At 69.0% G+C, this 20941-nt stretch carries 17 protein-coding genes and 1 tRNA gene; 5 read left to right on the forward strand and 13 right to left on the reverse strand.

From position 1 onward, the window contains the following. Positions 1-27: 27 nt before the first annotated feature. A complete protein-coding gene (gene uvrB, locus ACILQS_RS04135; RefSeq protein ID WP_395638839.1) occupies positions 28-2106 on the reverse strand; it encodes an excinuclease ABC subunit UvrB in 2079 nt (692 codons plus the stop codon). Positions 2107-2116: 10 nt separating this feature from the next. Further along, positions 2117-2731 carry a dephospho-CoA kinase gene (coaE, locus tag ACILQS_RS04140; protein ID WP_395638840.1) on the reverse strand — a complete coding sequence of 205 codons (615 nt, stop codon included), beginning with the start codon at positions 2729-2731 and terminating at the stop codon, positions 2117-2119. A 17-nt stretch (positions 2732-2748) separates the two neighbouring features. On the opposite strand from coaE, the gene ACILQS_RS04145 reads away from it, so the two are divergent. After that, a complete protein-coding gene (locus tag ACILQS_RS04145) occupies positions 2749-3402 on the forward strand; it encodes a DUF4126 domain-containing protein (protein ID WP_395638841.1) in 654 nt (217 codons plus the stop codon). Between the two features lie 63 nt (positions 3403-3465). On the opposite strand, the gene rpsA is transcribed toward ACILQS_RS04145, so the two are convergent. Beyond that, the gene (gene rpsA, locus ACILQS_RS04150) at positions 3466-4944 is read right to left on the reverse strand and encodes a 30S ribosomal protein S1 (protein ID WP_395638842.1); all 1479 of its coding nucleotides are present in this window, start codon (positions 4942-4944) and stop codon (positions 3466-3468) included. Between the two features lie 123 nt (positions 4945-5067). Between rpsA and ACILQS_RS04155 the strand changes: the two genes are divergently transcribed. Beyond that, a complete protein-coding gene (locus tag ACILQS_RS04155) occupies positions 5068-5643 on the forward strand; it encodes a nucleoside deaminase (RefSeq protein WP_395638843.1) in 576 nt (191 codons plus the stop codon). On the opposite strand, the gene ACILQS_RS04160 is transcribed toward ACILQS_RS04155, so the two are convergent. From ACILQS_RS04160 to polA, 5 genes are all read right to left on the reverse strand, one after another. Then, positions 5622-6704, reverse strand: coding sequence for an ice-binding family protein (locus tag ACILQS_RS04160; protein WP_395638844.1), 1083 nt, complete (start codon positions 6702-6704; stop codon positions 5622-5624). The genes ACILQS_RS04155 and ACILQS_RS04160 overlap by 22 nt on opposite strands. A 244-nt stretch (positions 6705-6948) precedes the next feature. Then, the gene (locus tag ACILQS_RS04165; RefSeq protein ID WP_395638845.1) at positions 6949-7941 is read right to left on the reverse strand and encodes an epimerase; all 993 of its coding nucleotides are present in this window, start codon (positions 7939-7941) and stop codon (positions 6949-6951) included. Positions 7942-8051: 110 nt separating this feature from the next. After that, complete coding sequence (locus ACILQS_RS04170; RefSeq protein WP_395638846.1) at positions 8052-9731, reverse strand: DUF885 domain-containing protein; 1680 nt, start codon at positions 9729-9731, stop codon at positions 8052-8054. 32 nt (positions 9732-9763) lie between these two features. Beyond that, complete coding sequence (locus tag ACILQS_RS04175; protein ID WP_395638847.1) at positions 9764-10021, reverse strand: HPr family phosphocarrier protein; 258 nt, start codon at positions 10019-10021, stop codon at positions 9764-9766. 41 nt (positions 10022-10062) lie between these two features. Further along, on the reverse strand, positions 10063-12708 hold the full coding sequence (gene polA / locus ACILQS_RS04180) for a DNA polymerase I (RefSeq protein ID WP_395638848.1): 2646 nt from the start codon (positions 12706-12708) through the stop codon (positions 10063-10065). 46 nt (positions 12709-12754) lie between these two features. On the opposite strand from polA, the gene ACILQS_RS04185 reads away from it, so the two are divergent. Then, positions 12755-13180: a PaaI family thioesterase gene (locus ACILQS_RS04185; protein ID WP_395638849.1), complete on the forward strand. Its 426-nt coding sequence runs from the start codon at positions 12755-12757 to the stop codon at positions 13178-13180. An 8-nt stretch (positions 13181-13188) separates the two neighbouring features. Here ACILQS_RS04185 and ACILQS_RS04190 read toward each other — a convergent pair whose 3' ends face one another. Beyond that, entirely contained in the window at positions 13189-13794 is a 606-nt protein-coding gene (locus tag ACILQS_RS04190) for an ANTAR domain-containing response regulator (RefSeq protein WP_395638850.1), read from the reverse strand. A gap of 53 nt (positions 13795-13847) precedes the next feature. Between ACILQS_RS04190 and ACILQS_RS04195 the strand changes: the two genes are divergently transcribed. Together ACILQS_RS04195 and ACILQS_RS04200 are read left to right on the forward strand one after the other, a co-directional pair. Next, positions 13848-13930 (forward strand) — tRNA-Leu (locus ACILQS_RS04195). A 69-nt stretch (positions 13931-13999) separates the two neighbouring features. Then, positions 14000-14422, forward strand: coding sequence for a DUF2255 family protein (locus ACILQS_RS04200; RefSeq protein WP_395638851.1), 423 nt, complete (start codon positions 14000-14002; stop codon positions 14420-14422). A 40-nt stretch (positions 14423-14462) separates the two neighbouring features. Here ACILQS_RS04200 and ACILQS_RS04205 read toward each other — a convergent pair whose 3' ends face one another. The 4 genes from ACILQS_RS04205 to gltB all read right to left on the reverse strand — a co-directional run. After that, positions 14463-14696 (reverse strand): DUF1653 domain-containing protein, encoded by a 234-nt coding sequence (locus ACILQS_RS04205; protein WP_395638855.1) that lies wholly within the window; start codon positions 14694-14696, stop codon positions 14463-14465. After that, on the reverse strand, positions 14689-16146 hold the full coding sequence (gene pyk, locus ACILQS_RS04210) for a pyruvate kinase (RefSeq protein WP_395638852.1): 1458 nt from the start codon (positions 16144-16146) through the stop codon (positions 14689-14691). The genes ACILQS_RS04205 and pyk overlap by 8 nt, the downstream gene beginning before the upstream one ends. A 61-nt stretch (positions 16147-16207) precedes the next feature. Beyond that, entirely contained in the window at positions 16208-17662 is a 1455-nt protein-coding gene (locus ACILQS_RS04215; RefSeq protein WP_395638853.1) for a glutamate synthase subunit beta, read from the reverse strand. Continuing rightward, positions 17655-20941: glutamate synthase large subunit (gltB, locus tag ACILQS_RS04220; protein ID WP_395638854.1), on the reverse strand; the 3287-nt coding region annotated here is incomplete at its 5' end. The genes ACILQS_RS04215 and gltB, both read right to left, overlap by 8 nt.

Raw genomic sequence — 20941 nt, forward strand, 5'->3', positions numbered from 1 at the left:
CCGCCGGGGGTTGAGCTGACGGCGAACTCAGCGCACGTGGCCCGCCGTCTCCATCTGCCGCAGCTCCTTCTTGAGGTCGCCCAGCTCGTCGCGCAGCCGCGCCGCGAGCTCGAACTTCAGTTCGCCGGCGGCTTGGAGCATCTGCGCGTTGAGGTCGGCGATGATCGTTTCGAGTTCGGTCGCTCCCGACGCGCCAATCCCCTCGCGACGGAGGTTCGGCGTGGGGCTGCGCCGCCGCGACCCGTCGGGCGTGCTGCGTCCGGCGAGCAGCTTCTCGGTGTCGGCGCCTTCGCGCGCCAGCACCTCGGTGATGTCGGCGATGCGCTTGCGCAGCGCGGTCGGCTCGATGCCGTGCTCGGTGTTGTAGGCGATCTGCTTCTCGCGCCGACGGGTGGTCTCGTCGATCGCCTTCGCCATGGAGTCGGTGATGTTGTCGGCGTACATGTGCACCTCGCCGGCGACGTTGCGCGCCGCGCGACCGATGGTCTGGATGAGGGAGGTGCCGGAGCGCAGGAACCCCTCCTTGTCGGCGTCGAGGATCGCGACGAGCGACACCTCGGGCAGGTCGAGCCCCTCGCGCAGGAGGTTGATGCCGACGAGCACGTCGTACACGCCCGCCCGCAGTTCGGTGAGCAGCTCGACGCGTCGCAGGGTGTCGACATCGGAGTGCAGGTAGCGCACGTTGACGCCGTGCTCGGCCATGAAGGCGGTCAGTTCTTCGGCCATCTTCTTCGTCAGGGTCGTCACGAGCACGCGCTCGTTGCGCTCCACTCGTAGCCGGATCTCTTCGAGCAGGTCGTCGATCTGCCCCTTGCTCGGCTTGATGACGATCTGCGGGTCGACGAGACCGGTGGGCCGGATGATCTGCTCCACGACGCCGTCCGCCATGCCCAGCTCGTACTTGCCGGGCGTCGCCGAGAGGTAGACCTTCTGCCCGACGCGATCGAGGAATTCCTCCCAGCGCAGCGGCCGGTTGTCGAGCGCACTCGGGAGCCGGAAGCCGTGCTCGACGAGGGTGCGCTTGCGGGAGGCATCCCCTTCGTACATCGCGCCGATCTGCGGGACCGTCGCGTGCGACTCGTCGATGACGACGAGGAAGTCGTCGGGGAAGTAGTCGAGCAACGTGTTCGGCGGCTCCCCCGGCGATCGGCCGTCGATGTGCCGCGAGTAGTTCTCGATGCCGTTGCAGAACCCGATCTGCTCCATCATCTCGATGTCGAACGCGGTGCGCATGCGCAGCCGCTGGGCCTCGAGCAGTTTGCCCTGCCGCTCGAACACGGCGAGCTGCTCGGTGAGTTCGACCTTGATCGAGGCGATCGCGCGATGCATCGCCTCGGGGCTCGCCGCGTAGTGCGTCGCCGGGAAGACTGAGACGGCCTCGAGCTTGCGCAGCACGTCGCCGGTGAGCGGGTGGAGGGAGTAGAGCGCCTCGATCTCGTCGCCGAACATCTCGACCCGGATCGCGTGCTCCTCGTACACCGGGATGATCTCGATCGTGTCGCCCCGCACCCGGAACTTGCCCCGGGAGAAGTCGACGTCGTTGCGGTCGTACTGCATGTTGAGGAACTTGCGCACGAGCTTGTCGCGCGAGATCGTGTCGCCGACCTGGAGCGAGACCATCGCGCCCAGGTACTCCTCCGCGGCGCCGAGGCCGTAGATGCAGGACACGGTCGAGACGACGACCACGTCGCGCCGGCTGAGCAGCGAGTTCGTCGTCGAGTGCCGCAGTCGCTCGACCTCGGCGTTGATCGACGAGTCCTTTTCGATGAAAGTGTCCGTCTGCGGCACGTAGGCCTCGGGCTGGTAGTAGTCGTAGTACGACACGAAGTACTCGACCGCGTTGTTCGGCATCAGCTCGCGGAACTCGTTGGCCAGCTGCGCGGCGAGGGTCTTGTTGTGGGCGAGCACGATCGTCGGGCGCTGCACCTGCTCGATCAACCAGGCCGTCGTCGCCGACTTGCCCGTGCCCGTGGCGCCCAGGAGCACGACATCCGTCTCGCCGGCGTTGATGCGCTGCGCGAGTTCCTTGATCGCCGTGGGCTGATCGCCCGACGGCGAGTACTCGCTGATGACCTCGAAGGGCCGGACGGCGCGAGTGGGCTGCATACCGTCCAGGCTAGGCGGCGCCTCCGACACGCGCTCGGAGGTTCTCCCAGAGCGCATCCGCCTGCGCCAGGGTCTCGTCGAGGCTGCCGTCGGCGTCGATCACGACGTCGGCGATCGCGAACCGGTCGGTGTCGGTCGCCTGGGAGTTGAGGCGATGCAGCGCCTCCTCGCGCGTCATCCCGCGCAGCTCGACCATGCGGGCGATTCGGGTCTCGGTCGCCGCGTGCACGACGACGACGAGGTCGAACTCGTCGTGTCTCCCGGCCTCGACGAGAAGGGGGATGTCGTAGACGACGATCGCGTCAGGGTCGGCCGCGGCCGCGGCGGCGAAGAGCGCTCGGGAGCGCTCGAGCACCGCGGGGTGGGTGATCGCGTTCAGCCGCTGGCGCCCCTCGGGGTCGCGGAAGACGATCGCGCCGAGCGCCGGGCGATCGAGGGAACCGTCGGCGGCGATGACCTCGGGACCGAACGCCTCGGCGATGCGCGCGAGGGCCGGCTCTCCGGGGGCCACCACGTCGCGGGCGACCTCGTCGGCATCCACGATCACGGCTCCGTGCTCGACCAGGCGCCGGGCGACGGTCGACTTACCCGACGCGATCCCGCCGGTCAGGGCCACGAGCAGCATGTGGCTATCGTATGGGCATGCTCGAGCTGCTCACGGGGACCGGCCTCGCGGCCGCCGCCGGCCTGAACGCCTATATCCCGCTGCTCCTGGTCGGACTCGGCAGCCGATTCTTCGACTGGATCGACCTGCCCCAGGCGTGGGCCTGGCTCGGCAACGAATGGGTGCTCGTCATCCTGGGCGTGCTCTTCGTCATCGAGGTCGTCGCCGACAAGATCCCGGTCGTCGACACGGTGAACGACTGGATCCAGACGATCGTGCGGCCTGCGGCAGGCGGCATCCTGTTCGGCACCGGCACCTCGTCGGAGACCGCCGCGATCACCGACCCGGCCGCCTTCTTCGCGAGCAACCAGTGGGTGCCGATCGTGATCGGCATCCTGCTCTCACTCGGCGTGCACGCCGCCAAGTCCGTCACCCGGATCCCGGCGAACACCGCCACCGGCGGGATGGCCGCGCCCGTGCTGAGCACCCTGGAAGACGTCTCGTCGGTGATCCTGAGCATCCTCGCGCTGCTGTTCCCCGTGCTCGTCATCCTCGCCCTCATCGGACTGGTGGCCGGGCTGGTGGCCCTGTTCCGGCGGATGCGGCGCGCGCGTCGCGACAGCAAGCTCGCAGGCGGAGTGCCCGACATCCCGGCACCGCCCGGGGCCGATCGCGTCCTCGACGGGAGCTGAACTGCTCTCCGCGCGAACGACGAAGGGCCGGACGATCGCTCGTCCGGCCCTTCGTGTCAGTGCTTAGTTGCTGCTCGCGAGCTTCTCGCGAAGCGCGGCCAGCGACTCGTCGTCGGCGAGCGTTCCGGTCGAGGAACCCTCGCTCGAGAACGAGTTGCCCGACGGGGCCGCCGACGACGCGGAGGCGGGGACATCGGCGATGCCCTTCTCCTCGGCCGCGATGACCTGCGCCTTGTGCAGCTCCCAACGGGCCTGGGCGGCGGCATACTCGGCCTCCCAGGTCTCGCGCTGAGCGTCGAAGCCCTCGAGCCACTCGCCCGACTCGGCGTCGAAGCCCTCGGGGAACTTGTAGTTGCCCTGGTCGTCGTACTCGGTGACCATGCCGTACAGCGCCGCGAGGCCGGAGTCGAACTCGGTGCCGTTCGGGTCGACCGACTCGTTCGCCTGCTTGAGCGAGAGCGAGATGCGACGACGCTCGAGGTCGATGTCGATGACCTTGACGAAGACCTCCTCGCCGACCGACACGACCTGCTCGGCGAGCTCGACGTGCTTGCCGCTGAGCTCCGAGATGTGCACGAGGCCCTCGATGCCCTCCGCCACGCGCACGAAGGCGCCGAACGGAACGAGCTTGGTGACCTTTCCGGGCGCGATCTGGCCGATCGCGTGGGTGCGGGCGAAGACCTGCCACGGGTCCTCCTGGGTCGCCTTGAGCGACAGCGACACGCGCTCGCGCTCCATGTCGACCTCGAGGATCTCGACGGTGACCTCCTGGCCGACCTCGACGACCTCACTGGCGTGCTCGATGTGCTTCCACGACAGCTCCGAGACGTGCACGAGGCCGTCCACGCCGCCGAGGTCGACGAACGCACCGAAGTTGACGATCGAGGACACGACGCCCTTGCGGACCTGGCCCTTCGCGAGGTTGTTGAGGAAGGTCGAACGCGACTCCGACTGCGTCTGCTCGAGCAGAGCGCGGCGGCTCAGCACGACGTTGTTGCGGTTCTTGTCGAGCTCGAGGATCTTGGCCTCGATCTCCTGGTCGAGGTACGGCGTGAGGTCCCGCACGCGGCGCAGCTCGATGAGCGAGGCCGGGAGGAAGCCACGGAGGCCGATGTCGACGATGAGGCCACCCTTGACGACCTCGATGACCTTGCCGGTCACGACGCCGTCGGTGTCCTTGATCTTCTCGACATCGCCCCACGCACGCTCGTACTGCGCGCGCTTCTTCGACAGGATGAGGCGACCTTCCTTGTCCTCCTTCTGGAGAACGAGGGCTTCGACCATGTCGCCGACGTTGACGACCTCGGACGGGTCGACGTCGTGCTTGATGGAGAGTTCGCGCGAGGGGATGACGCCCTCGGTCTTGTAGCCGACGTCGAGGAGGACCTCGTCGCGGTCGATCTTGACGACGGTGCCTTCGATGAGGTCTCCGTCGTTGAAGAACTTGAGGGTCTTCTCGACCGCGGCCAGGAAGTCTTCAGCAGATCCGATGTCGTTGATCGCGACCTGCTTGATGGCCGTGGCGGTCGTTGCGGTTGTCATGTAGTAGTTGCTCCGGAATTTGGCAGAACTCGGGCCAGCGACGGGGAAAGGCAGGTTGTGGTTCGCCGATGGCAGGCGGATAGGAATCGCGTCAAACGCGACTCTCTAGCCTAGCGTTTGCACATGACCCGCGCCACCACGTTCACGGCATCGCTCCCCCACTGGCTCAGCGGCCGGCCCCTCCCCGACGTCCTCGCGACCGACGAGCAGAGGATGACTCTCGTCCACGAGCTCGCGGACCTCAACTGGCGGGCGGGCAACGGCGGGCCGTTCGCCGCGCTCGTCGTCGACTCGACGTCGGGCGAACTCGTCAGCGCCGGGGTGAATGTCGTGCTCGCGAGCGGGCTCTCGTCGACGCACGCCGAGCTGATGGCGCTGAGTCTCGCGCAGACGACACTCGGCGGCTGGGACCTCGCCGCGGACCGCTCCCTCGAGCTCGTCGTCAACTGGCGGCCGTGCGCGATGTGCTATGGCGCCACGATCTGGTCGGGCGTGCGTCGCCTGGTCATCGCCGGGTCCGGCCCGGAGTGCGAGGAACTCACGGGCTTCGACGAAGGCCCGGTGCGTGACGACTGGCGCGAGCAGCTCGAGATGCGCGGGATCTCGGTCACGAGCGACGTGCTGAGGGAGGGCGCCGTGCGCACCTTCACCGAGTACGGGGACTCGGCCTCCACCGTCTACAACGCGCGGCGTGATTGACGGCGCTGCGCGGCGAAGCCGACGGCGACCAGCGTGACCGCCACGAGCGCGGCGGTCAGACCGGGCTCAGCACCGGTCGGCGGTAGCAGGGCCGTCGGCGCTGCGGCGGAACCGCCGAGTTCCAGTGTCTCGAGGGTCAAGATCGCGGACGTCGCCGATCCCACGCCGTTGGCCGCGGTGACGGTGAAGGTCGTGGGACCCGCCGCCACCGGGGTGCCGGAGATCTCCCCCGTCGTGCTGTCGAGCACCAGACCGGCGGGCAGGGCACCCGAAGTCACGGTGTAGGTGGCGTCGGGCGTTCCGGTGCTCGTCACCGTGAACGCGTACGGCGTGCCTTCGGTCGCATCGGTCGGCTCCCCCGAGGTGATCACCGGGCCGCCGTCGGTGGACACGCTGCCGGTTCCGCAGACGGCCGGCACGACGACATCCGTGGCGTCGAGCGTGACCGCGCCGGTGGCCGCGAGCAGCCGTCCCGTGACATCCGTGCCGTTCGTGGCGGTGATCGACTGCTCCGCCATGATCGTGCCGGCGAAGTCGCTGTCGGTACCGAGCGTTGCGGAGCTCGCGACGCGCCAGAAGACGTTGCACGGTCCGGCACCGCCGACATCGAACAGGATCTGGCTGCCCGAACCGGTGGTGAGCGTGCTCGACGCGGTGAACACCCAGACGTCGGACGGCCCGCCGGCGAGGGTGAGGATGCCGCCCGCGTCGAGGGAGAGTGCGCCGCCGGAGTAGACACCCGGGGTCAGAGACATCCCGGTGAGGTTCGCGAGGCCCGACAGGGTCGGAGTGAGGCTCGCCGCGGTGACCATCGCGGCGTCCAGGTCGATCTGCGCCTGCGAGGCGGTGCCGTCGGCGATGAACTGGGTGTGGCCCGCCACGAGCTGCCCGGGCGGGAACCCGGTCACCGAGAGACCCGGATGGAGGCCGAGGTCGCCGTCGATGACCGACGACCCGGTGTTCGTCACCGTCGTCGAGCCGAGGACGCCGAACGGGGCGGAGGTCCCGAGATCGATCGGCCCGTTGATGATCGTGGCCCCCCACGCGTCACCAACGGGCATCACCGCCCATGTCAGAGCGGTCAGCAGAACCCCGACCGTCATCGCCCCCCGGCGAATCGAACGAGACTTCTTGGTTTCCGATACCGACACTGCTCCGGCCACGAAGGCCCCCCACCGATGTTTCCGGTGACCCCGCCTAGACAACTTCCCTAGACGAATCGGTCTACCCGGTTGCCTAAGGACTAGCACGGCGGAGGCCCACCACCTAGCCGCACGGCGAAACATTCGGGGCGCACCCAATGATCTACTCGGCGACGCCCCCCGGAGTGGGGGTGCGCGATGTGCGTTGCCTGTGAGCGACCACGTCCCGGATGGCGCCGTCGATCTCCGGGAACGCGAAGCGGTAGCCGGCGGCCAACAGCCGCTCCGGGACGACCCACCGGCTCTTGAGCACCAGCTCCGTCTCGGTGCGGATCGCCCACGCCCCCGGTTCGAGCATCCAGCGATGCAGCGGGATGCCGAACGGCACGCGCAGTGCCCGCCGGATGCTGCGCATGACCGTCGCGCTGTCGACCGGGTTCGGAGCCGAGACGTTGACGACCCCGTCGATCTCGTCGTGGTCGATCAGGAACCGGATGATCCCCACGACGTCATCCAGATGGATCCAGGAGAATCGCTGCCGCCCGCCCCGCGCCGCGTACTCGTGGAGGGTGCCGGCGGCGGCCCGACGTCTCGACCGGAACCAGGGACCGTCGATCTGCGCTCCCCCGAATCCGATCCGCGCGAGGATCAGCAGCGGCACGAGCGCACTCCCGTCGCCGAGCACGATGGCGGTACGCAGCGCCACCCGACGCGTCGACGGGAGGTCGCGCTCCGCGAACGCGGCCTCCCAGGAACGGGCGACCCCGACCGAGAACCCCGTGCCGAGCTCGCCGGTGGCCTCGGTCATCGCCCGGTCCTCGGCGTGGCGGTAGATCGTGGCCGTGGAGGAGTTGAGCCACAGCGCCGGAGGTCGGCGGGCCGCCGCCACCGCATCGCCGAGCGCGCGAGTGGTCTCCACCCGCGATCGCACGATCTCGGCGCGGTTCGCCTCGTCGTAGCGGCAGTTCACGCTCTTGCCCGCCAGGTTGATGAGCACGTCGGCGCCGTCGACCAGATCTCGGATGCCGTCCACGTCGCCCCACCGAGCGTCTCCGGCGGTGCGCCCGATGGTCACGACCTCCTCCCCCGAGGCGCGGAACCGTTCGACGAGGTACGTGCCCATGAAGCCCGACGCCCCGGCGACGACGATCCTCATGCGTCCTCGACCCGGTCGTCGAACGAGCCGACGTCCTCGTAGATCCGGCCGATGACGGGGGCCGTCACCAGCGTCGTGGCGATCGGGGAGGTCACGTCGACGGCGTCGCTCTACTTGAGGAGCGTGGCGCGCAACGTGTCGAGTCCGACCCCGCCGATGTCGAGCGCCCTCTTGTGGAAGTCCTTGAACGAGAACGCGGCGCCGTCGCGGGTCTGCGCGGCATCCCGGATCTGCTCCCAGATGCGCTGACCCACCTTGTACGACGGCGCCTGGCCGGGCCAGCCCAGGTAGCGGTTGACCTCGAAGCGCACGAACGAGTCGTTCATGTTGACGTTCTCGCGCAGGAACCCGAGCGCGTAGTCGGCATCCCAGACGCCGTCGCCCTGCAGTTTGGGCTTGCCGAGGTGCACGCCGATGTCGAGCACGACCCGGGCCGCCCGCATCCGCTGTCCGTCGAGCATGCCGAGCCGGTCGGCGGGATCGTCGAGGTAGCCGAGTTCCTCCATGAGCCGTTCGGCGTACAGCGCCCAGCCCTCGGCGTGCCCGCTCGTGCCGCCGAGTTGCCGGCGCCAGAGGTTGAGCGTCGCGCGGTTGAAGACCGCCTGGCCGATCTGGAGGTGATGGCCCGGGACGCCCTCGTGGTAGACCGTCGTGAGTTCGCGCCAGGTGTCGAATTCGGTGACGCCCTCGGGCACGCTCCACCACATCCGTCCCGGACGGGAGAAGTCGTCGGCCGGCCCGGTGTAGTAGATCCCGCCCTCCTGCGTGGGTGCGATCATGCACTCGAGGTGGCGGATCGCCTCCGGGATGTCGAAGTGGTCGCGGGAGAGTTCGGCGACGGCACGATCGCTCGTCTCCTGCATCCAGCGCTGAAGGGCCTCGGTGCCGTGCAGTTTGCGGGACGGGTCGCGGTCGAGCGCCTCGATGGCGTCGTGCACCGACCCTCCGGGCACGATCTCGCCGGCGATGCGGGTCTGCTCGTCGACCATTCGGGCGAGTTCCTCGATCCCCCACTCGTAGGTCTCGTCGAGGTCGACGGTCGCGCCGAGGAAGTGCCGGGAGCGCAGCGCGTAGAGGTCCCGGCCGACGGCGTCCTGCTCCCCCGCGGCCGGTGCGAGCTCGGTTTCGAGGAACCCGGCGAGCCGGTCGTACGCCTCGGCCGACGCCTCGGCGCCGCGGCGCAGGTCGGCGGCCAGCGAGGCGGGGAGGTCGCCCCCGTCACCGAGCTTCGCCCCTCCGGTGAAGTCGAAGAAGAACCCGAGGGGGTCGCCGTGCTTACGCGCCTGCTGAGCGACCTCCGAGACCTGACGTCGGGCGGGGACGTGCCCGGCAGCGACGCCGGCGCGCAGGGTCTCGATGTAGCCGTCGACTGCGTCGGCGACGTTTCCCAGGCGGGTGGCGATCACCGACCAGTCCGCTTCGGACTCGGTCGGCATCAGGTCGAAGATCTCGCGGATGCCCTGTGCGGGGCTCGCGATGACGTTGAGGTCGCGCAGGTGGTAGCCGGCGTCGGCGGACGCGATCTCGAGTTCGAGCTCGGAGGTGATGTCGGTCTTGGTGACCTCGTCGACCTCGTCGACCGGCACCGCGTCCGAGAGCGCGGAGACGACCTTCTTCGCCGCATCGAGGTAGGCGGCGTGGCCGGCGGGCGAGTGGTCGCCGATCTCCCCGATCCGCCCCTCGACGCCCATCCAGATCGCGGTGTCGGGATCGAGGTCGACCATCGTGGCGACCCAGTCCTCGGCGATCCGGTCGATCGGCGTGGACGGACGGACCGGCTGTTCGCTCATGCGTCCAGCCTAGGACGGCGCTCCGATCGCGGTCAGTCCTCGGTCAGGTCGCGTTCGAGCAACTCGATCAGCGCGTCCACCGCCGCCTGGTCGTCGGCGGCCACGACGACCTCGTCGCCGTGACTCACGTCGAGGGAGAGGATGCCGAGAATGCTCGCGGCGTTGACGCTGCGACCGTGCGCGGAGATCTGCATCGGCACGCCCGTACCGGCGGCCGCGAGGCTCACGAGCGACGCCGGGCGGGCGTGCAGTCCGATCCGCGAGGCGACGACGGCGGTGCGTTCGGGCATGTGAACTCCCTCGTTCGGCGGGCTCGGTGGGGACGGTGCGCTCAGTGCGCGGCTGCATCCCAGTTTGGCCCCGACCCGACCTGCACGTCGAGGGGGACGCTGAGATCGGCCGCGTGCGCCATCCGATCGGTGACGATCGCGGTCACTTCCTCCAGCTCGGGAGCGACGACCTCGAGCACGAGCTCGTCGTGCACCTGCAACAGCATCCGGGAGGCGAGTCCGCGCTGGCGGATGTCCGCGTCGATGCCGAGCATCGCGATCTTGATGACGTCGGCGGCCGAGCCCTGGATCGGCGAGTTGAGCGCCTGGCGTTCCGCGTTCTCGCGCAGCGTGCGGTTGGTGGAGGTGAGGTCGCCGAACGGGCGGCGGCGGCCGAAGAGGGTCGTCGTGAAGCCGTCGACCCGGGCCTGTTCGACGACCCCGCGCAGGTAGTCGCGCACCCCGCCGAACCGGGCCAGGTAGTCGGCGATCAGCTCGCGCGCCTCCGCGACTTCGATGCGCAGCTGCTTGCTCAGGCCGAACGGCGACAGCCCGTAGGCGAGTCCGTACGACATCGCCTTGACCTTGGTGCGCATCGTCGCGGTCACGTCGGCGGGGTCGACGCCGAAGACCCGGGCGCCGACGAAGCGATGCAGGTCTTCGCCGGAGTTGAAGGCCTCGATGAGCCCCTGGTCTTCCGACAGGTGCGCCATGATGCGCATCTCGATCTGCGAGTAGTCGGCCGTGAGCAGGGTGTCGAAGCCCTCGCCCGGCACGAAGGCCGTACGAACCTCGCGCCCGACCTCGGTCTTGATCGGGATGTTCTGCAGATTCGGGTCATTGGAGGCCACCCGGCCGGTCGCCGACCCGGTCTGCTCGTAGGTGGTGTGCACGCGGCCATCGGGGCCGATCCCGCGCTGGAGGGTCTCGACGATCTGCCGGATCTTCGTCGCATCGCGGTGCTGCAGCAGCAGTCCGAGGAACGGATGCGGGTTGAGGTCCTGGAGGTCTTGCAGCGACTGGGCATCGGTCGAGAAGCCGGTCTTGTTCGACCGGGTCTTCGGCATGCCGAGCTGCTCGAACAGCACCTCCTGCAACTGCTTCGGCGACCCGAGATTGATCTCCGTGCCGATCTCGGCGTACGCGGCTGCGGCGATCTCCGCGGCCTGCGCCCCGAGCCGTTCGTTCATACCGGCGAGCACGGGTGCCGACACCGTGATGCCCTGCATTTCCATGCGGGCGAGGACCGGGCCGAGGGGTACCTCGATCTCGTGGAGCACGCGCGTCGAGCCGGCATCCAGTCGTCCGGCCAGCTCGCTCGCGAGCCGCCGCACGAACCAGGCCTCGCTCGCCGGGCTCAGCGCCTCGGTCTCGGGCACGAGCTGGTTGGGGTCGGGCTGCGGGAGGTTCTCGCCGAGGTAGTAGTAGACGAGCGAGGCGAGCGTCTCCGACTTCTGCGACGGCCGCAGCAGCCAGGCCTGAAGCGCGGGATCGAGGTCGACACCGCCGAGCTCGACTCCCGCGGTCGCGAGAGCCTTGCCCTGGCGCTTCGCGTCGTAGACGTGCTTCGGGCTCGAGCCGGCCAGGAACGCCTGCAGCACCTCGTCACCCCACGGCACCCAGGCCGAATTCGACTCCCCCGCGATCCCGACGCCCTCGATCGATCCGTTGACCACCGCCACGCGCACCCCGAGGGGGGCGGTGCCCCCCGCCGAATGCGTGTCGAGCCAGGCCTCCAGATCGATACCGGTGAGCGTCGCGACGGGTGGCAGGTCGCTCGTCGGGGCTCCGCCGTCGGTCAACTGCGCCCCGTCGGTGACCCCTTCGATCTTCAGCAGCCGTTCGAGGAGCGCCTTGAACTGGAGGCGGCCGAACAACTCGCGCACGGCCTCGACATTCATCGGCTTGCGCGCGAAGTCGGCGGGCGCAAGCGGGAGGTCCATGTCGGTCACGAGGCGATTGAGCTTGCGGTTGCGGATGGCGCGGTCTCGCTGCTCGCGGAGGTAGCCGCCGACGACCCCGGTGATCTCGTCCGCGTGCGCGAGCAGGTTGTCGACCGTGCCGTACTGCTGGATCCACTTGACGGCGGTCTTCTCGCCGACCTTGTCGATGCCGATCAGGTTGTCGCTCGTCTCGCCGACGAGGGCGGCGATCTCGGGATACTGCTCGGGTTCGATGCCGTACTTCTCGAACACCGCATCCCGGTCGTACCGCTTGAGCTCCGACACGCCGCGCGCGTTCGGATACAGCAGCGTAATCTGGTCGTTCACCAGTTGGATCGTGTCGCGGTCGCCCGAGGTGACGAGCACGTCGAACCCCTCGGCCGCGCCCCGGGTGGCGAGGGTCGCGATGATGTCGTCGGCCTCGTAGTTGTCGACCTCGAGGGTCGGGATGTTCATCGCCGCGAGGGCCTCCTGCAGGAGCGGGATCTGCCCCTTGAACTCCGACGGGGTCTCGCCGCGCGTGCCCTTGTACTCGGGATACTCCGCCGTGCGGAACGAGACGCGCGACTTGTCGAACGCGACGGCGAGGTGCGTTGGCCGCTCGTTCTGCAGCAGCAGGTTGAGCATCGAGAGGAACCCGTGGATGGCGTTCGTGTGCTGGCCGTCACGGGTGACGAAGGAGTCGACCGGGAGGGCGTAGAACGCCCGGAAGGCGAGCGAATGGCCGTCGATGAGCAGGAGCGTAGGCTTTTTCGAGTCCGGCACGCGCGTAAGCCTAGCCGCCGCATCCGACAGCCCTGGAGGGCCTCCCGTGACCCGTTACCCGGCCGATCTGCACCCCGATCTGCTCGCCCGATTCGCGAACGGCGGCGGCGCCCTGTCGCAGAAGATGGGCATCGAGTTCGACATCCTCGGCGCCGACTACTCCGTGGCGCGGATGCCCGTCGAGGGCAACACGCAGGTCGTCGGCATCCTGCACGGCGGAGCGCACGTCGTGCTCGGGGAGTCGCTCGGGTCGCTGTCGTCGGCGATCCACGGCGGTCCGGACCACATCGCCGTCGGCATCGAGATCAACGCCACCCACTCGCGCTCCGTCGACAGCGGATGGGTCACCGGCACCTGCCGCGCGATCTCACTCGGACGCACGCTGTGCACGCACGAGATCCAGATCACGGATGCCGACGGCAACCGCCTCTCGACCGTGCGGATGACGAACTTCCTGAAGAAGATCCGCTGAGCGGGTCCCTACTTCTTGGGCGCGAGCTGCTCGATGATCGCGACCGCGACGTCGTGCATGGTGAGGCGTCGGTCCATCGACGCCTTCTGAATCCAGCGGAACGCCTCCGGCTCCGACAGGCCCATCTTCTCGTTCAGCAGGCCCTTGGCCCGGTCGACGAGCTTGCGGGTCTCGAAGCGCTCCACCATGTCGGCGACCTCGGCCTCGAGGGTGACGATCTGCTGGTAGCGGCTGAGCGCGATCTCGATGGCCGGCAGGAGGTCGTTCGGGGTGAAGGGCTTCACGACGTACGCCATCGCCCCCGCCTCGCTGGCGCGCTCGACGAGCTCTTTCTGGCTGAACGCCGTGAGCAGCACGACCGGGGCGATGTGGTTCTTGGCGAGCCGCTCGGCCGCGGAGATGCCGTCGAGCTTGGGCATCTTGACATCCATGACGACGAGGTCGGGCTTGAGCTCGGTCGCCAGGGCGACCGCCGCTTCGCCGTCGCCCGCCTCGCCGACGACGTCGAAGCCGTTGTCGCGCAGGATCTCGACGATGTCGAGGCGAATCAGCGACTCGTCTTCGGCGACGACGACGCGTCGCGGCGCGCTCGGGGACTCCGTCTGATCACTCACGGACCGAGCCTACGGTACGTTGAGGACGTGCCGCGCGGCGTGTCCGCGGGTACGCCGGATTGGCGGAATGGCAGACGCGACCGACTCAAAATCGGTTGTCCGAGAGGGCATGTGGGTTCGAGTCCCACATCCGGTACCTGCGCGAGGCGAACGAAACGTGTCGTGACCCGGGAGTGAATCCCGACGAGACGGCGTTGCGTTCTCCATGAGCGACTTCACGCGGCTGGCCGAGCACCTCGGCGCGACCGACACGGTGACCATCATCACGACCCGTCCGAACGGCGACGAGGTGGCCACGCCGATCTGGTCGACCGCCGTCGACGGCATCCCCTACGTGCGCGCCGCCTACGGTCCGCGCACCTCCTGGTATCTCCGGGCCCGGTCGGGCCGGCCGGTGGCGTTCACGACGACCGACGGCCGCGGCGCCGAGCGGGATGCCGTCGCGGCGCTCGCAGATCCCCGGGTCGGGGTGTCGGTCGTACATCTCGCGCCCGACGCCGCCGAACAGGACGCGGTGGATGAGGCGTTCCGAGCCAAGTACGCGCACAGCCCGTACGTCGAGTCGGTCGCGGCGGCCCCGGTGCGCGCGCTCACGCTGAGGATCGCGGCGTCACTTTCGGACGCATGACGGTCATCATGACCGCGGGCATCCGGTCTCCTGAGGACCCTCAGCCCGCCGGCGTGATCGGCGCGAAGCGGGGGCCTGAGTACCCGTCGCGCTCGACATGCTCCGCCCACATCGCCGCGGGCCGCACCCAGAGCCGTTCGTCGCCCTCGCGGGAGTAGACGACGAACGGCTCCTCGGATTCGCTGTGCGCCGCCATCCCGACGACGACGTAGACCGCGCCCTTGAAGTGCCGGTAGCGACCGGGCGCGATCGCGACGGGCTCGGGGTCAGTCAGCGTGCTTCCCCGACTCCCAGACCGGACGCTTGGGCTTGAGCGCCGACCCGACGACGTGCACGCGCATGTCGTTGGTCGAGCCGGGGATCCCGGGAGGGGATCCCGAAATCACGACGACCTTGTCGCCCTCCTCCGCGAGACCCTCGTCGAGCAGCACCGTGTCAACCTGGGCGTACATCGCGTCGGTGTGGTCGACGCGCTCGACGAGGAACGACTCGATGCCCCAGGTGAGCGCCATCCGGCGGCGGATCGCCTCGTCGGGCGTGAACGCCTTCATCGGGATGCGGAAGCGGAGCCGCGACATGCGCCGGGCGGAGTCCCCCGACTCGGTGAAGACGCAGACGTACTTGGCATCCACGAAATCGGCGACCTCTGCCGCGGCGAGGGTGATCGCGCCGCCCTGCGTGCGCGGCTTGGTGCCGAGCGGGGGGATGCGCTCGAGGCCGTGGTCTTCCGTCGATGCGACGATGCGCGCCATCGTCTGCACGGTGACGACCGGGTACGTGCCGACGCTGGTCTCGCCCGAGAGCATGACCGCGTCGGCGCCGTCGAGCACCGCGTTGGCGACGTCGGAGGCCTCGGCGCGGGTCGGCACCGGGTTGTCGGTCATCGACTCGAGCATCTGCGTGGCGACGATGACCGGCTTTGCCATGCGGCGCGAGAGCTCGATCGTGCGCTTCTGCACGATCGGCACCGCTTCGAGGGGCAGTTCGACGGCGAGGTCGCCGCGCGCGACCATGATGCCGTCGAAGGCGTCGATGATCTCCTCGAGGTTGTCGACCGCCTGCGGCTTCTCGATCTTCGCGATGACCGGGACGCGACGCCCCTCCTCCGCCATGATCTCGTGAACCCGCGTGACGTCCGCCGCGTTGCGCACGAACGACAGCGCGATGTAGTCGGCACCGAGCTTGAGACCCCAGCGGAGGTCCTCCTCGTCCTTCTCGGAGAGGGCGGGCACGTTGACCGCGACACCGGGCAGGTTGATGCCCTTGTTGTTGGACACGGCACCGGCGACGACGCACCTGGTCACGACGCGGACGCCGTCGGTCGAGACCACCTCGACCTTGACCTTGCCGTCATCGATCAGCAGGAAGTCGCCGGCCGAGACATCCCCCGGAAGGCCCTTGAACGTCGTGCCGACGAGATCCTTCGTGCCGAGCACGTCCTCGGTCGTGATGGTCAGGATGTCTCCGACCTCGAGATGGTGCGGCCCGTCGGCGAACTTGCCGAGGCGGATCTTCGGACCCTGCAGGTCGACGAGCACGGCGACCGGGACCTTCAGGTCATCGGCGGCCTTGCGCACGTTCGCGTAGACCTCGTTGTGCACCTCGTAGGTGCCGTGGCTGAGGTTCATCCGGGCGACGTTGACGCCCGCTTCGATGATCGCTCGGAGGGCTTCGTAGCTGGATGTCGCAGGCCCGAGGGTCGCGATGATCTTGGCTCTTCTCATGGGGTGGCGGTGTTCTCTCTTGCTGGTGGCGGTGGAAAAGCGAACGATTGAACGGCAGTGGTCAGACGGTCAGGGCTCGATCCGTCGGGCGGACGGGGAACGGCAACTGCGTCTCCCCCTCGAGGTAGCGGTCGACGGCCGACGCCGCGGCCCGGCCCTCGGCGATCGCCCAGACGATGAGCGACTGACCCCGCCCGGCGTCGCCGGCGACGAACACGCCGGCCTCGCTCGTGGCGTAGTCGGCGTCGCGCTCGACGACACCCTGCTCGAACGGCAGTCGCAGCTGGTCCTCGAGCATCGACGCCTCGGGACCGGTGAAGCCCATCGCGATGAGCACGAGGTCCGCGGGGATCTCGCGCTCGGTTCCCGACTTCGGCACACGTCGGCCGTCGACGTACTCGGTCTCGGCGACGCGGATCGCCCGCACTTCACCGGCCTCGTTCGCGAGGAATTCGACCGTCGAGGCGAGGAACATCCGCTCCCCGCCCTCCTCGTGCGCGCTCGAGACCTCGAAGAGCGTCGGGCTGGTCGGCCACGGCTGGTGCTCGGGGCGCTCCGCCGGCGGCTGAACGCCGATCGCGAGGTTGGTCACGCTGAGGGCGCCCTGGCGGTGCGCCGTGCCGATGCAGTCCGCGCCCGTGTCGCCACCGCCGATGACGACGACGTGTCGCCCCTCGGCGGTGATCTGCGGACCGACCTGATCGCCCGCGACCACCTTGTTCTGCTGCACGAGATAGTCCATCGCGAAATGGACGCCGAGCAGGTCGCGGCCCGGGATCGGGAGGTCGCGCGGGACCGTGGCCCCGGTCGCGATCACGACGGCGTCGTAGCGCGAGCGCAGGTCGTCCCAGGTGATGTCGATCCCGATCTGCACCCCCGCGCGGAAGCGGGTGCCCTCGGCCTGCATCTGCTGGAGGCGGGCATCCAGCCGCTTCTTCTCCATCTTGAAGTCGGGGATGCCGTAGCGCAGCAGCCCGCCGATGCGGTCGTCGCGCTCGAAGACCGCCACGGTGTGTCCGGCGCGCGTGAGCTGCTGCGCGGCCGCGAGACCCGCGGGACCCGATCCGACGACGGCGACGGTCTTGCCCGTCAGGCGCTCCGGCGGATGCGGCGTGACCCAGCCGTTCGCCCACGCCTGGTCGATGATCGACACCTCGACCTGCTTGATCGTGACGGCCGGCTGATTGATGCCGAGCACGCACGACGATTCGCACGGCGCCGGGCACAGCGTGCCGGTGAACTCCGGGAAGTTGTTCGTCGCGTGCAGACGTTCGATCGCCTGCCGCCCCTCGCCACGCCAGGTGAGGTCGTTCCACTCCGGGATGAGGTTGCCCAGCGGGCAGCCCGAATGGCAGAACGGCACGCCGCAGTCCATGCATCTCCCGGCCTGCCGACGCAGCTGCGTCGGGTCCTGGTTCTCGTAGACCTCTTTGAAGTCCATGATGCGCACCGGCACCGGACGACGCTTGGGCAGTTCGCGCTCCTGCGTCTTGAGGAAGCCCTTGGGATCAGCCACCGGTGACCTCCATGATCCGAGACCACACGACGTCGCCGTCGGGGTCGAGTCCTTCTTCGATCGCCTCGGCACGCGTGCGGATCACCGCGGCGTAGTCGCGCGGCAGCACCTTCACGAACGCCGCGACCGTGGCATCCAGGTCGGCGAGCATCCTCGCGGCGAGAGCCGAATCCGTCTCGGCCACGTGCTTGCGCAGCAGATCGGTGAGGATCTCCACGTCGGCGCTGTCCAGCGGGAGGAGCGAGAGCTCCCCGTTCGCGAGGGCGTCCCGGTTCACGCGCTCCTTCCGCAGCTCGTGCACGTAGGCCGTTCCGCCCGACATGCCCGCACCGAGGTTGCGACCCGTCCCGCCGAGGATGACGGCGAGCCCGCCGGTCATGTACTCGAGCGCGTGGTCGCCCACGCCTTCGACGACGGCGGTCGCGCCGGAGTTGCGGACGAGGAACCGCTCGCCCACGACGCCGCGCAGGAACATGCTGCCCTGCGTCGCCCCGTAGCCCAGCACGTTGCCGGCGATGACGTTGCGCTCGGCTGCGAACACCGCGGACCGCGGCGGGCGGAGGATGATCTGCCCGCCCGAGAGGCCCTTGCCGACGTAGTCGTTGGAGTCGCCCTCGAGGCGCAGCGTGATGCCGTTGGGCAGGAACGCACCGAGCGACTGCCCGGCGGACCCGGTCATCGAGATCTCGATCGTGCCCTCCGGCAGGCCGTGCTCGCCGTGGCGCTTGGTGACCTCGTGGCCGAGCATCGTGCCGACGGCGCGCTCGGTGTTCTTCACCGGAAGCTCGATCAGCACCTTCTCGCCGTGATCGAGGGCCGCGCTCGCGCGCCGGATCAGCTCGACGTCGAAGTGCTCGTCGAGCTCGTGCTTCTGCGTCGTGCGGTTGCGACGCGGCTCGTCGTCGGCGAACTCCGGTCCGACCAGCACGGGGGTCAGGTCGAGACCGTCGGCCTTCCAGTGCTCGACGGCGCGGTCGACATCGAGCAGATCGGAGCGGCCGATCGCCTCGTCGAGCGAGCGGAAGCCCAGCTCGGCGAGGTACTCCCGCACCTCCTGTGCGAGGTACTCGAAGAACGTCTCCACGAACTCCGGCTTGCCGGTGAACCGCGCGCGCAACTCCGGGTTCTGCGTCGCAACTCCCACCGGGCAGGTGTCGAGGTGGCAGACCCGCATCAGGATGCAGCCGGAGACGACGAGCGGAGCCGTCGCGAAGCCGTACTCCTCCGCACCGAGCAGCGCGGCGACGATGACATCCCGGCCGGTCTTCAACTGGCCGTCCACCTGCACGACGACGCGGTCGCGCATGCCGTTGAGCATGAGCGTCTGCTGCGTCTCGGCGAGGCCGATCTCCCACGGCGTCCCGGCGTGCTTGAGCGAGTTGAGCGGGGAGGCGCCGGTGCCTCCGTCGTGGCCGGAGACCAGCACGACATCCGCCAGCGCCTTCGTGACGCCGGCCGCGACCGCGCCGATGCCCGACTGCGAGACGAGTTTGACGTGCACCCGTGCCGCCGGGTTCGCGCGCTTGACGTCGAAGATCAGCTGCTTGAGGTCTTCGATCGAGTAGATGTCGTGGTGCGGCGGCGGCGAGATGAGACCGACGCCGGCGGTCGAGTGCCGGGTGCGGGCGATCCACGGGTAGACCTTGGCGGCCATCAACTGACCGCCTTCGCCGGGCTTGGCACCCTGCGCCATCTTGATCTGGATGTCGGTGGCGTGCGTCAGATACATGCTCGTGACGCCGAACCGGCCCGAGGCGACCTGCTTCACCCGGCTGCGCCGCTCCGGGTCGAGGAGTCGCTCGACGTCTTCGCCGCCCTCACCGGTGTTGGAGCGCCCCCCGATGCGGTTCATCGCGATCGCGAGGGTCTCGTGCGCCTCCTGCGAGATGGAGCCGTAGCTCATCGCCCCGGTGTTGAAGCGGGTCATGATGGACTCGATCGGCTCGACCTCGTCGATCGGGATGGGCTTGCGCTCGGCCGTGTCGAGCTTGAACAGTCCGCGGAGGGTCATCAGGTTCTCGGCCTGCTCGTCGACGAGCCGCGTGTAGTCGCGGAAGATGTCGTAGCGCCGGGCACGGGTCGAGTGCTGCAGCCGGAACACCGTGTCCGGGTTGAACAGGTGCGGCGGGCCTTCGCGACGCCACTGGTACTCGCCGCCGACCTGAAGTCGCTCGTGCGCGAGGATCGCGCCGTCCTCCGGGTAGGCCGCCGCGTGCCGCGCCGCGTTCTCGGCCGCGATCACGTCGATGCCGACGCCGCCGAGCAGGCTCGGGGTGCCGGTGAAGTACTGGTCGACGAACTCCTGGCTGAGGCCGACGGCCTCGAACGCCTGGGCGCCGGCGTACGAGCCGACGACCGAGATGCCCATCTTGGACATGATCTTCAGCACGCCCTTGCCGAGACCCTTGATGAGGTTCTTGACGGCCTTCTCGGGCGTCATCCCGGTGATCATCCCCGCGTTGACGAGCTGTTCGGCGGTCTCCATCGCGAGATAGGGGTTGATCGCCGACGCCCCGTACCCGATGAGCAGGGCGACGTGGTGCACCTCGCGGACGTCGCCGGCTTCGACGACGAGTCCGACCTTCATCCGCGTCTCCTGGCGGATGAGGTGGTGGTGCACGGCGGAGAGCATGAGCAGCGACGGGATCGGCGCCAGGTCGGCGTTCGAGTCGCGGTCGGAGAGCACGAGGAACTGCGCGCCGTCGGCGATCGCGTCGTCGGCCTCCTCGGCCATCTGCTGCAACCGCTCCGCGAGTGCCTCAGGGCCGGCGTCGAGACGGTAGAGGCCCTTGATCACGCGGGTGCGCTTCGCCCCGACCTCGCCGTCGCGGCGCGAGACGAGGTGCTGGATCTTCGCGAGCTCGTCGTTGTCGATCACCGGGAAGTCGAGAATGACCTGCCGCGCGTGATCGGGGGTCGCGGCGAGCAGGTTGCGCTCCGGGCCGAGCCCGAGTTTCATGCTCGTCACGACTTCCTCGCGGATGCTGTCGAGCGGCGGGTTCGTGACCTGCGCGAACGCCTGCGTGAAGTAGTCGAAGAGCAGGCGCGGGCGCTCGCTCAGGACGGCGATCGGGGTGTCCGACCCCATCGCACCGAGCGGCTCGGCGCCGTTGACCGCCATCGGGGTGAGGAGAATGCGCACCTCCTCCTCGGTGTAGCCGAAGGTGCGCTGGCGCCGCACGACGGAGGCCGGAGTGTGCGAGATGTGCTCCCGCTCCGGAAGGTCCTTGAGCTCGATGCGCCCGGCGTCGAGCCACTCCTGCCACGGCTCCGCCGCCG

The sequence above is a fragment of the Pseudolysinimonas sp. genome, from assembly GCF_044239695.1.
Taxonomy (GTDB): domain Bacteria; phylum Actinomycetota; class Actinomycetes; order Actinomycetales; family Microbacteriaceae; genus Pseudolysinimonas_A.